This is a genomic window from Vibrio hepatarius (genome assembly GCF_018860525.1).
Lineage (GTDB): Bacteria > Pseudomonadota > Gammaproteobacteria > Enterobacterales > Vibrionaceae > Vibrio > Vibrio hepatarius_B.
Genome location: NZ_JAHKPM010000025.1, coordinates 21,658 through 34,928, shown reverse-complemented (window position 1 = coordinate 34,928; position 13,271 = coordinate 21,658). Strand labels below are relative to the sequence as shown.

10 protein-coding genes are annotated in these 13,271 nt (G+C 41.4%); all 10 read left to right on the top strand.

The annotated features are described in order from the left end of the window. The 10 genes from bamA to tilS all read left to right on the top strand — a co-directional run bounded on the left by bamA (position 1) and on the right by tilS (position 13,253). Positions 1-2,403, top strand: coding sequence for an outer membrane protein assembly factor BamA (gene bamA, locus KO511_RS07345; RefSeq protein WP_215986808.1), 2,403 nt, complete (start codon positions 1-3; stop codon positions 2,401-2,403). A 26-nt stretch (positions 2,404-2,429) separates the two neighbouring features. After that, positions 2,430-2,930 (top strand): OmpH family outer membrane protein, encoded by a 501-nt coding sequence (locus tag KO511_RS07340; protein ID WP_215986869.1) that lies wholly within the window; start codon positions 2,430-2,432, stop codon positions 2,928-2,930. Between the two features lie 6 nt (positions 2,931-2,936). Continuing rightward, positions 2,937-3,962, top strand: a complete 1,026-nt coding sequence (lpxD, locus tag KO511_RS07335) for a UDP-3-O-(3-hydroxymyristoyl)glucosamine N-acyltransferase (RefSeq protein WP_215986807.1) — start codon at positions 2,937-2,939, stop codon at positions 3,960-3,962. 151 nt (positions 3,963-4,113) lie between these two features. After that, on the top strand, positions 4,114-4,566 hold the full coding sequence (gene fabZ / locus KO511_RS07330; protein WP_215986806.1) for a 3-hydroxyacyl-ACP dehydratase FabZ: 453 nt from the start codon (positions 4,114-4,116) through the stop codon (positions 4,564-4,566). 1 nt (position 4,567) lies between these two features. Next, the gene (gene lpxA, locus KO511_RS07325) at positions 4,568-5,356 is read left to right on the top strand and encodes an acyl-ACP--UDP-N-acetylglucosamine O-acyltransferase (protein ID WP_215986805.1); all 789 of its coding nucleotides are present in this window, start codon (positions 4,568-4,570) and stop codon (positions 5,354-5,356) included. 85 nt (positions 5,357-5,441) lie between these two features. Continuing rightward, the gene (gene lpxB, locus KO511_RS07320; RefSeq protein ID WP_215986804.1) at positions 5,442-6,587 is read left to right on the top strand and encodes a lipid-A-disaccharide synthase; all 1,146 of its coding nucleotides are present in this window, start codon (positions 5,442-5,444) and stop codon (positions 6,585-6,587) included. Next, a complete protein-coding gene (rnhB, locus tag KO511_RS07315) occupies positions 6,587-7,204 on the top strand; it encodes a ribonuclease HII (RefSeq protein ID WP_436840212.1) in 618 nt (205 codons plus the stop codon). Before lpxB ends, rnhB begins: the two co-directional genes overlap by 1 nt. Before the next feature lie 99 nt (positions 7,205-7,303). Further along, on the top strand, positions 7,304-10,783 hold the full coding sequence (dnaE, locus tag KO511_RS07310) for a DNA polymerase III subunit alpha (RefSeq protein ID WP_215986803.1): 3,480 nt from the start codon (positions 7,304-7,306) through the stop codon (positions 10,781-10,783). Positions 10,784-10,820: 37 nt separating this feature from the next. Continuing rightward, positions 10,821-11,780, top strand: a complete 960-nt coding sequence (gene accA, locus KO511_RS07305; RefSeq protein ID WP_215986802.1) for an acetyl-CoA carboxylase carboxyl transferase subunit alpha — start codon at positions 10,821-10,823, stop codon at positions 11,778-11,780. Positions 11,781-11,933: 153 nt separating this feature from the next. Beyond that, positions 11,934-13,253: a tRNA lysidine(34) synthetase TilS gene (gene tilS / locus KO511_RS07300; RefSeq protein WP_215986801.1), complete on the top strand. Its 1,320-nt coding sequence runs from the start codon at positions 11,934-11,936 to the stop codon at positions 13,251-13,253. Positions 13,254-13,271 lie beyond the last annotated feature (18 nt).

The following is a 13,271-nucleotide window of genomic DNA, read 5'->3' as shown; positions in this document are numbered from 1 at the left end:
ATGGCGATGAATAAAATTCTGTTTGCAACGCTATTGGCATCGAGCGTCGCTGCGAACGGAGCCGAAGACTTTGTTGTGGAAGATATCCAGATTGATGGATTACAGCGTGTTGCACTTGGCGCGGCGTTATTAAAAATGCCAGTGCGAGTTGGAGATACGATTGATAGTCAAGATGTGTCTGAAATCATCAAGGCACTGTATGCATCAGGTAACTTTGAAGATATAAAAGTATTGCGAGAAGGCAATCAGTTACTTGTCCAGGTCAAAGAACGTCCAACGATTTCTAGCATTTCATTTTCTGGTAATAAAGCGATAAAGGAAGAGCAATTACAAGAGAACCTTGACGCTTCAGGAGTTAGAGTTGGTGAAGCTCTTGATCGGACGACATTATCAAATATTGAAAAGGGCTTAGAAGATTTTTATTACAGTGTTGGAAAATATAATGCGACAGTAAAAGCGGTTGTTACTCCTTTACCTCGTAATCGATCTGATCTGAAGTTTGTCTTTTCGGAAGGTGTGTCGGCAAAAATCCAACAAATTAACTTTCTTGGTAATAAGGCATTCAATGACGAAGAGTTATTGAGTCGCTTTAACCTCAATGTTGATGTTTCTTGGTGGAACTTTCTATCAGATGACAAATATCAAAAGCAGGTACTGGCTGGTGACTTAGAAGCTTTAAAGTCATATTACTTGGATCGTGGTTATCTTAAATTCAAGCTTGATTCAACACAAGTTGCTATTTCTCCTGATAAAAAAGGCGTATATATCACCTTAGCCGTTAATGAAGGGTTACCTTACACGGTTAAAGATGTGAAATTTCGCGGTGAATTGATCGGTAAAGAAGCTGAATTTGAGGCTTTGGTGCCTTTTGCAACTGGTGATGTTTATAATGGCTCAAAGGTGACGAGCTTAGAGGAAGGGGTCAAGCGCGTCCTTGGTGAGGCTGGTTATGCTTATCCGCAAGTTCGTACTATCCCAGAGTTTAATGATGAAACTCAGCAGGTTTCTTTGGTTGTTAATGTTGAAGCGGGTAAGCGAATTTATGTCCGCGATGTACGTTTTGTAGGTAATAACTCGACTAAAGATGAAGTTTTGCGCCGAGAAATGCGCCAAATGGAAGGCAGTTGGCTGAACTCAAAATCTATTGAGACGGGTAAGAAGCGCCTTAATCGTTTGGGTTATTTTGAAACTGTAGACGTGCAAACGGTGAGAGTTCCTGGCAGTGATGATCAAGTTGATCTTGTTTACAATGTCAAAGAGGCCAACTCAGGCAGTGTCAATTTTGGTATTGGTTACGGAACAGAATCTGGTGTTAGCTTCCAAGTGGGATTGCAGCAAGATAACTTCTTAGGCTCAGGTAATCGAGTTGGTATTAATGCAATGATGAATGATTACCAGCAAAATATCAGCCTTGATTATCGTGATCCTTTTTGGAATTTAGACGGTGTAAGCCTAGGTGGTAAGATATTTTATAACACCTTTGAAGCTTCAGACGCTGGTATCATCGATTATACCAATGAGAGTTATGGTACAAGTTTGACCTGGGGCTTTCCTGTCAATGAATTGAACAATATCGCCTTTGGTATAGGATACACTCATAATAAGATTGGTAATGTTCCAACTTACGATCAAGCTCAGCTATTTGCTCAAAGCATCGGCCAGCCTGAAGGTGATATTCTTACCAACGATTTTGATCTCAACATATCTTGGACTCGCAACGACCTTAACCGTGGTTTTTTCCCCACTGCTGGTAACTATCAGCGCGCCTCTGGAAAAATGACAGTGCCTGGTTCTGATGCGCAATATTTTAAACTTGATTACGAAGTTCGTCAGTACATCCCACTGACTAAGAAACACGAGTTTACTTTATTAATGCGTGGTAAACTTGGGTACGGTAACGGTTATGGGCAAACTGATGGAAATGATAATCTATTTCCATTTTATGAAAACTATTACGCAGGTGGATTTACGTCTTTGAGAGGCTTTAGTTCACGCTCAGCAGGCCCTAAAGCTGTTTACACTGAAACGGTTGGTTCATGCGGAAATAACGGTTGTATAGATGTAACAGATGACTCTGTAGGTGGTAATGCTATTGCTACCGCGAGTATGGAATTAATCGTGCCGACGCCATTTGCGTCTGATGAAGCTCGCAGTCAGATTCGAACCAGTCTATTTGTCGATGCTGCGAGCGTTTGGGATACCGAATTTAATTATCGAGAAGGGGTTAGTGACCCAATGTATAATGATTATTCAGATCCTACTAACTACCGAGCTGCTTATGGCGTCGCCTTACAGTGGATGTCTCCAATGGGGCCACTGGTATTTTCCGTAGCTAAACCCATTGAAATTTATGAAGGTGATGATGAAGAATTCTTCACTTTCACCATCGGAAGAACCTTCTAAATACAGAGGAATAAAAAGTGAATAAAATGATTAAAGCGGCTGGCCTTAGCCTAGTATTAATGACGTCTTCTTTTTTTGCTAATGCGGCAGGCAATACGCAAAAAATTGGCTATATAAATACAGCTCAAGTTTTTCAGGCTCTTCCACAGCGTGAGGTTGTACTCCAGAAAATGCAGAAAGAGTTCAAAGACAAAGCTGATGAGCTTAAGTCGATCCAAGCTGAAGCAAAAACAAAAATTGAAAAGCTGAAACGAGATGGTGAGTTACTTGGTCCGGAAGAAGTAGAAAAGCTTCGAGTTGATATTGCTCAATTAGATAGCAAATACAAGATTAAGGGGCAAGCTTTAGAAAAAGCATCAGCTCGCCGTGAAGCAGAAGAAAAACAGAAATTATTTAAAGTTATTCAAGATGCAGTGAAGAAAGTAGCTGAAAAAGAAGGTTATGATATCGTTGTTGATATCCAAACTATGCAATACGGTAAACCTGAGTATAATATTTCTGATAAAGTTATTAACGCACTTAAGTGATTTACTATGGCAACACTTACTTTAGCCAAATTGGCAACGATTACTGGGGGGCAGTTATATGGTAATGAGCAAGCGCTTGTTACTATGGTATCCCCAATGGATAAAGCACAAGAAGGACATGTTACCTTTTTGTCGAATCCTAAATATGCAAAATATCTACCTGACTGCCAAGCGACAGTGATTATGGTAAAGGAGGCGCAACGAGAGTTGTGCTCGGGTAATGTTCTTGTCGTAAAGGATCCATATGTTGCTTTTGCTAAGGTAGCACAAGCTTTAGATATAACGCCTGCACCAGCTAGCGGTATTGATGCATCAGCTGTTATATCGGATGATGCAGTTATAGCAGCAGGCGTATCTATTGGAGCTAATGCGGTTATAGAAAGTGGAGTACGATTAGCCGAAAATGCCGTGATTGGAGCTGGCTGCTATATTGGCAAAAATGCACAAATAGGTGCAAATACCAAGTTGTGGTCAAATGTAAGCATCTATCATAATGTTGTTTTAGGCTCTGATTGCCTTATTCAAGCAAATGTTGTCATAGGCTCTGACGGTTTTGGCTATGCAAATGAAAAAGGTGAATGGCTCAAGATCCCACAGCTAGGCACGGTTATTATTGGTAATCGAGTCGAAATTGGATCTTGTACCACTATAGACCGTGGTGCGCTTGAAGATACAGTTATTGAAGATAATGTCATCATTGATAATATGATACAAATAGCGCACAACGTACACATCGGATATGGCACAGCTATGGCTGGTGGTACAGTTGTGGCTGGTAGTACTACCATTGGAAAATATTGTATTATTGGTGGAGCTTGCGTTATTAACGGTCATATTGAAATTGTAGATGGTGTGACGATTACCGGCATGGGTATGGTTATGCGTAGTATCGATGAAAAAGGTATGTATTCTTCAGGCATTCCTCTACAGCCTAATAAAGAGTGGCGTAAAACTGCTGCGCGTGTACATCGTATTGATGATATGAATAAGCGCCTTAAAGCAGTTGAGAAACAATTGGAAGACGACACTTAACTCATTTCAATTAAAGGCTCGCATTTGCGAGTCTTTTTTCCGACTGATTGTATTGAGATTATATCTGCGCTAATGCGCATACTTAGTATTTAAATGTGACTTGGGTACAATGCCTGCCAGCTAATTTAGCATTCAATATAGGAACATGACTTTGACTACTGAAAACAAAACGATGAACATCACTGAAATCCAAGAATTGTTACCTCATCGTTATCCTTTTTTACTAATTGACCGTGTGGTTGACTTTCAAGAAGAAAAATATCTGAAGGCGATTAAAAATGTTTCAGTAAATGAGCCTCAGTTTACGGGTCATTTTCCACAACTTCCGGTATTTCCTGGTGTGTTAATTTTGGAAGCAATGGCTCAGGCTACAGGTCTATTGGCGTTTAAATCTTTTGGTGCTCCTTCTGAAAATGAACTGTATTATTTTGCTAGTGTTGATGGAGCAAAATTTCGCAAGCCTGTCACGCCAGGTGATCAACTTGTAATTGAAGTAGAGTTTATTAAAGAGCGCCGTGGTATTGCTGCTTTTCATGGAAAAGCAACAGTTGATGGTGATGTGGTTTGTTCAGCAGAGTTAAAGTGCGCACGTCGAGAATTTTAATATGATTCATGAAACTGCTAAGGTTCACCCATCCGCAGTCATTGAGGGAGACGTTACCCTTGCTGCCAATGTTACTGTTGGACCATTCACCTATATATCAGGCAAGATTGAAGTTGGTGAGGGAACAGAAATAATGTCTCATGTGGTCATAAAAGGCCACACCAAGCTTGGTAAGGAAAATCGAGTTTTTCCTCATGCTGTGATTGGTGAAGAAAACCAAGATAAAAAATATGGCGGGGAAGCGACCACAGTGGTTATCGGTGATCGTAACGTCATCCGTGAGGCGGTTCAAATTCATCGCGGTACCGTTCAAGACAAAGCATCAACCGTTATCGGTGATGATAACCTTCTATGTGTTAATGCTCATATTGCCCATGACGTTGTTGTAGGTAATCATACTCACATTGGCAATAATGCCATTTTAGGTGGGCATGTTACGCTTGAAGATTACGCTGGCGTTATGGCACTTTCAGCAATACACCCCTTTTGTAAAGTCGGCGCATACAGTTATATAGGCGGATGCTCAGCTGTTGTTAAAGATGTTCCACCCTATGTTTTAGCTCAGGGCAATCATGCTACGCCATTTGGTTTGAACCTTATTGGTTTGCAAAGACATGGGTTTGAAAAAGCTGAATTACGAGCGCTGCGTAATGCTTATAAAGAGTTTTATCGTTCTGGGAAAACTCAAGTTGAAGCTAAGCAAGCTTTAGTCGAAATAGCGAAAGATTGGCCTTCAATACAGCACTTTATTGATTTTGTGGATACCTCTGAACGTGGTGTTATTCGTTAAGTAAGCTCAGCGTGTTTAGAAAAAGATCGCACAGGCTTGTTGCGATCTTTTTTACGTTTATGGCATTAAGAAAGGTAATTCAGTAATGGAAAAACCACTGCGTATTGGCATTGTTGCCGGAGAACTTTCAGGAGATACATTGGGTGAAGGCTTGATAAAGGCGATTAAGAAAAGCTACCCAAATGCTGAATTTGTTGGCATTGGTGGCCCTAAAATGATGTCACAAGGTTGTGAATCCTTATTTGACATGGAAGAGCTTGCGGTGATGGGCTTAGTTGAAGTACTTGGACGATTACCACGTTTGTTTAAGGTAAAAGCTGAATTGGTGCGTTATTTTACTAAAAATCCACCTGATGTATTTGTCGGTATTGATGCTCCCGATTTTAATCTACGACTGGAGTTTGATTTAAAAAATGCGGGTATCAAAACGGTTCATTACGTTAGTCCCTCAGTTTGGGCTTGGCGTCAGAAACGCATTTTTAAAATTGAAGCAGCCACTAATTTAGTGTTGGCATTTTTGCCATTTGAAAAAGACTTTTACGATAAATACCAAGTTCCATGTGAATTTATCGGACATACTTTAGCTGATTCTATCCCGCTTGAATCACCAAAGGCACCAGCTCGTGATGTCCTGAAGCTTGAACAAGATAAAAAGTGGCTTGCCGTGTTACCAGGAAGCAGGGGAAATGAACTTAAGATGCTTGCTGGACCTTTTATTGAGGCGTGTAAACGTCTGAATAAAAAAAATCCTGAGTTGGGCTTTGTTGTCGCTTTAGTCAATGAAAAGCGTCGAGAGCAATTTGAGCAGGCTTGGCAGACTCTTGCTCCTGAGCTGGATTTTAGACTAGTCAACGACACTGCTCGTAATGTGATTACGGCATCAGATGCGGTAATGCTAGCATCTGGTACTGTCGCACTTGAATGTATGTTGCTTAAACGCCCTATGGTTGTTGGGTACCGTGTTAATGGTTTTACCGCCTTTCTTGCTAGGTGTATGGTTAAAACTAAATATGTTTCTTTGCCTAATATTCTTGCAGATGAAGCGTTAGTGACAGAGTTACTTCAAGAAGCTTGTACTCCAGAAGCCCTTGAAGTAGAAGTGGAGAAATTATTCACTGCTCGGGGTGAGAAAATGATTGAAAAATTTGCTCAAATGCATAATTGGATTCGTAAAGGTGCAGATACTCAGGCGGCTGATGCGGTATTAAAACTAGTAGGTAGGTTGTCATAGTGGCTGAGAAAAATAAAAATCTACCCCAGTTTGAATACCCTGCTGGCTATCAAGTCATTGCTGGTGTTGACGAAGTAGGTCGAGGGCCTTTAGTTGGTGATGTGGTTACAGCAGCCGTTATCCTTGACCCAAATCAACCAATCGAGGGCTTAAATGATTCGAAAAAATTGACAGAAAAAAAACGCTTGGCACTTTTTTCTGAAATTTTGGATAAATCTTTGGCTTGGGGTGTTGGGCGCTGCTCCCATGAAGAAATAGATGAGCATAATATCCTCAACGCGACTATGATTGCGATGCAAAGAGCGATAGAAAGTTTGAATGTTATACCAGATTTAGCTCTGATTGATGGAAATCGCATACCACCGTTGACTATGGATGCTCAAGCTGTGGTTAAAGGTGATATGCGTGTTGCTGAAATTAGTGCTGCATCTATTATTGCAAAGGTAATTCGTGATCAGGAAATGGAAGAACTCGATAAGCTTCACCCTGAGTTTGGTTTTGCAAAACACAAGGGGTACCCGACTAAGGCGCATTTTGAGGCTATTGATAAATATGGTGTCATCGAACAGCATCGGAGAAGTTTTAAGCCAGTAAAGAAAGCCTTGGGTTTAGTTTAGATCATATCAATACCCAGTTGGCTAGGGTATATCTAAAACGCTATATCACGTAAAATAACCTTGCGTACCCACAGTCTCAGCATAATATTTGGAATATTAATGTCAGATCCTAAATTTATTCACCTCAGAGTCCATAGTGACTTTTCCATGATTGATGGCCTTTCTAAGGTTTCTCCTCTGGTTAAAGAAGTTGCGAAAATGGGAATGCCAGCTGTTGCGCTGACAGACTTTACCAATTTATGTGGATTGGTAAAGTTTTATACAACCGCTCATGGGTGTGGAGTTAAACCGATAATTGGTGCTGACTTTGTCATGCAGTCGGTGGAGTTTGGGGAAGAGTTAACTCGGTTAACTATATTGGCGTCTGATAATCAAGGGTATAAAAACCTAACGCTTCTTATATCCAAAGCCTATTTACGGGGACATGTGCAGCACCAGGTTGTGATTGATAAAGACTGGTTGGTAGAATTCTCTTCAGGACTGATCATTTTATCAGGTGGAGTCAATGGTGAGATTGGAAGAGCTTTATTAAAAGGAAATAGAAGGGCTGCTCAGCATTGCGCCGATTTTTATCGCCAGCATTTTCCTGAACGTTTTTTTCTTGAGCTGACACGCACGGGCAGAGCTGATGAAGAGACATATCTACATTTTGCTCTTGATTTTGCGGAGCTTGAGCAACTTCCGGTAGTCGCAACTAATGATGTCGTGATTTTAGATGAATCGACCTTTGAAGCTCATGAAATTCGTGTTGCGATACATGATGGTTATACATTAGATGATCCGCGACGGCCTAAGAAATATAGTGCTCAGCAATATTTGCGCAGTGAAGAAGAAATGTGCGAGCTTTTTGCCGACATTCCTGAAGCACTTGTAAATAGTGTTGAAATTGCCAAGCGTTGTAATGTCACTGTGCGTTTAGGGGAGTATTTCTTACCGGCTTTCCCAACAGATGGCATGGAAGAAACGGAGTTTCTGGTTAAGAAATCGCAAGAAGGTTTAGAAGATCGCTTAGAGTTTCTTTTTCCTGATGAGAAGGTGCGAGTAAGACGTCGGTCTGAATATGATGAGCGGCTAAAAATAGAACTTGAAGTCATAAATAATATGGGCTTTCCAGGTTACTTCCTGATCGTTATGGAGTTTATTCAATGGTCTAAAGACAATGATATTCCTGTTGGACCAGGTCGAGGTTCTGGTGCTGGTTCTTTAGTTGCTTACGCGCTTAAGATTACCGATCTTGACCCTTTGGCATATGATTTATTATTTGAGCGTTTTCTAAACCCAGAACGTATTTCTATGCCTGACTTTGATGTCGATTTTTGTATGGATAAACGCGATCAAGTTATTGAGCATGTTGCTGAAATGTATGGGAGGGATGCAGTCTCTCAGATTATTACATTCGGTACTATGGCTGCAAAAGCGGTTATTCGCGACGTCGGGCGCGTACTCGGACACCCATTTGGTTTTGTTGATCGAATTTCAAAAATGGTGCCTCCAGATCCAGGCATGACACTGGAAAAAGCGTTTAAAGCTGAGCCTGCATTGGCCGATCTTTATGAAGCTGATGAGGAGGTAAAAGAACTGATTGACATGTGCCGTATTCTGGAAGGTTGTACACGTAATGCAGGTAAGCATGCGGGAGGAGTGGTTATCTCCCCCACTACCATTACAGATTTTGCCCCTATACATGCTGATGCGGAAGGTCACTTTCCAGTTACCCAGTTTGATAAAAATGATGTAGAAACTGCAGGTTTAGTAAAATTTGACTTCCTTGGTTTACGTACACTTACCATTATTGATTGGGCACTAGGATTAATTAACCCCAGGCTTGAAAAGCAAGGCGAGACCCCAATTCGAATCGAGTCGATTCCTCTTGATGATGCTGCGTCTTTTAAGTTACTACAAAATGCTGAAACAACGGCGGTATTCCAGCTTGAATCCCGTGGGATGAAAGAGCTTATTAAACGCCTTAAGCCAGACTGTTTTGAAGACATTATTGCTTTGGTAGCTCTATTTCGACCCGGCCCACTTCAATCGGGAATGGTAGACAACTTCATTGATAGAAAACATGGCCGAGAAGCTATTTCTTACCCAGATGAAACCTGGCAGCATGAATCACTTAAAGAAACACTTGAACCTACGTATGGCATTATCTTATACCAAGAACAAGTCATGCAGATTGCTCAGATATTGGCCGGGTATACTTTAGGCGGAGCTGATATGTTGCGCCGTGCTATGGGTAAGAAAAAGCCTGAAGAAATGGCTAAGCAACGTGCTGTGTTTGAAGATGGTGCTATTAAAAATGGTGTAGATGGCGAACTTGCGATGAAAATCTTCGATTTAGTGGAGAAATTTGCAGGTTATGGATTCAATAAGTCTCACTCAGCAGCTTATGCTTTGGTTTCCTATCAAACACTGTGGTTGAAAAAGCACTATCCAGCAGAATTTATGGCTGCTGTGATGACAGCTGATATGGATAATACCGAGAAAGTGGTTGGTTTGGTCGATGAATGCTTACGCATGAAGCTTAAAGTGTTGCCGCCAGACATTAATTCGGGATTGTACCGATTTAATGTGGATGAAGGTGGCGCAATTGTCTACGGTATTGGTGCGATTAAAGGAGTTGGGGAAGGGCCCATTGAAGTCATTCTTGAAGCGCGCAATAACGGCGGTTACTTTAAAGACTTATTTGATTTCTGTGCAAGAATTGACCTTAAAAAAGTCAATAAACGTGTTATCGAGAAGTTAATTTATTCTGGTGCACTTGATAGGTTGGGACCTCACCGTGCGGCCATGATGGCGTCTTTAGATGATGCTGTAAAAGCAGCAAGTCAACATCATCAAGCAGAAGCATTTGGACAGAGTGATTTATTTGGTGTGCTTACCCAGGCCCCTGAAGAAGTTGAGCACAAATATACTAAGGTGCCAGCTTGGCCAGAAAAAATTTGGCTAGAGGGAGAACGTGATACACTAGGCCTCTATCTAACTGGACATCCTATTAACGCTTACATAAAGGAATTAGGTAAATATACCAGTTGTCGATTGAAAGACGCGACGCCTACCAGGCGAGATCAAAGTGTCACGATTGCTGGTTTAGTCATAGCAGCCAGAGTCATGACGACAAAACGTGGTAGTCGAATTGGTCTTATGACTCTCGATGATCGAAGTGGTCGTATGGAAGTTATGCTATTTTCTGATGCGCTTGAGCGTTACGCTGAACTGCTTGAGCAAGACAGAATTTTGGTTGTGTCAGGACAGGTCAGCTTTGATGATTTCAATGGTGGCCTTAAAATGATGGCACGTGAGATCATGGATCTTGGTGCGGCGCGTGAAAAATACGCACGAGGATTGTCGATAATTATGGAAGAGTCTCAGATCGACGAGCAATTTTTTGAGCGCTTTAGTAACATATTAGAGCCTTATAAGGCGGGAAGTGTTCCTGTCGACATATATTACCAGCGCAGCGATGCAAGAGCTTGCTTGACGTTAGGTACGGAATGGCGTGTGACGCCAAGTGATGAATTAATAGACAATTTGAAACAGCTGCTTGGTAAAAACCAAGTAGAGCTCGAATTTAACTAAGTTCGGCAAACCATGCCGAATAAGAAAGGATCTATAGATGAGCCTGAACTTTTTAGAATTTGAAAAGCCTATTGCTGAATTAGAAGCCAAGATTGAAGCACTTAGAAGTGTTTCTCGCCATGGTGGAGATTCTGGTGTTGATCTGGAAAAAGAGATTGAGCAGTTAGAAAAGAAAAGCTTAGAACTTAAAAAGAAAACTTTCAGTGATCTTGGTGCATGGGAAACGGCTCAGTTAGCTCGCCACCCTTTACGTCCGTACACGCTGAATTATATTGAGCATGTATTTACTGAGTTTGAAGAGTTGGCTGGTGATCGTGCTTATGCGGATGATAAAGCTATCGTTGGTGGTATGGCGCGTATAGATGGTCGTCCAGTCATGATTATTGGTCACCAAAAAGGTCGTGAAACTAAAGAGAAAGTGAAGCGTAATTTTGGAATGCCAAAGCCAGAAGGGTATCGTAAAGCGCTTCGCCTTATGGAAACGGCGGAACGATTCAATATGCCTATCATCACCTTTATTGATACTGCTGGTGCATACCCTGGAGTAGGGGCAGAAGAACGTGGTCAGTCTGAAGCTATTGCGAAAAACTTGAAAGTGATGTCAGGGCTTAAAGTTCCAGTAATTTGTAATGTCGTGGGTGAAGGTGGTTCAGGTGGTGCACTTGCTATTGGTGTAGGTGACTACGTAAATATGCTGCAGTACTCTACTTATTCTGTTATTTCACCTGAAGGTTGTGCGTCAATCTTATGGAGAGATTCAGATAAAGCTCCTCAAGCTGCTGAAGCAATGGGCCTTATTGCTCCACGCTTGAAAGAACTCGAACTTATTGATGAAATCATTGAAGAGCCATTGGGTGGAGCGCATCGTGACCATGTCAAAATGGCTGAAAACATGAAGGCGACTCTGCTGAGACAATTGAACGAGTTACAGCAATTTGATAATAATACGTTACTTGAGCGTCGTTACCAACGTCTAATGAATTACGGTTATTGCTAACCAGTAATGCTCGAAATAAAAGGCTGAACTGGGTTCGGCCTTTTTTATTGGGGATGTTAGACTAGTGTATAGTGACTTGTTGAGCTGACACTTTCGGTAACAGGTCTGCGGGCTTTGTTAGTGGTCATGACTTTTTGCAATAAAACTGTTTTTATGGACTTATATCAGAATTTTTTGTCGGTGATTCAACAATACGTACAGCCAAACAGTCGTCTGGTCATTGCTTTGAGTGGCGGGGTTGACTCTAGAGTGTTACTTGCATTAGCGACTAAGTATCAAAATGAATTTCACCGGCCTTGTCTGGCGGTGCACGTCCATCATGGTTTGAGTAGTAATGCCGACCAATGGGCTGATCAGTGTCGTCAATGGTGCCTTGAAGAAGGGATCTCTTTTTACTTAGAGCAAGTCAGACTAGAGAAAAAAGGTAAAAGTGTAGAAGAGAGTGCACGAGAAGCTCGATATCAAGCGCTAGAGGCACACTTGAACTGTGGAGATCTACTGTTAACTGGTCAGCATCGAGATGATCAAGTAGAAACTTTTCTTCTGGCGTTAAAGCGCGGTAGTGGCCCTAAGGGACTATCCTCGATGGCCAAATACACTCCCTATGGTAAAGCTAAGCTAGTTCGTCCTATGTTAGATGTAAGGAGAGTGGATATAGAGGATTATGCATACAAGCATAATTTACATTGGGTGGAAGATGAAAGTAATCAAGATACTCGTTTTGATCGCAATTTCCTCCGTCACAAAGTCCTCCCGACTCTCAATGAACGTTGGCCTCATTTTGCTCAATCTGTGCAGCGCAGCACTGAGCTTTGTGCTGAACAAGAAGCACTACTGGATGAGCTTTTATCTGAGCATTTAAATCGCGCTTTGTATCAAGATGGAAGTATAGAAATTGCTGTATTGTTGAATATGTCCCCATTAATGCGAAGCCGAATTTTAAGAATGTGGTTTGGTACCCAGCAAGCCAAGATGCCAAATCGTGATGTGCTAATTAAAATTTGGCTTGAGGTTGCACTAAGTCGAAATGATGCCAATCCGATGATATCTTTACCTGATGGGCAGGTTCGTCGTTTTGATGGTCGACTATATTTAGTTAAACAATGGCAAGACTTATCATATTGGCAGCATGATATTCAATTTGATGTTGTAGTAGCCTTACCCGAAAATTTAGGGGAATTGAAGTTACAACATAGTGATACTGGAGCTTTATCTAAAGTAGCGCTCGCTGGTGCTCCTCTCAGCGTTATTTTTCAGCCACAAGGTTTAAGCGCGACACCTTCAGATCGTGGCCATAGTCGAAAACTAAAAAAACTATTTCAAGAATATGGTATACCGAGTTGGATGAGGCGTAGGGTGCCGATTCTTATGTGTGGTGATCAAGTGGTAGCTGTTGCTGGAGTCTTTATTGATTCTGATTTTGTTGGCCAAGATTGTGAACTTGTTTGGGATAAATCCGTACCAGATGTGTAACTATTATTTACATAAAAT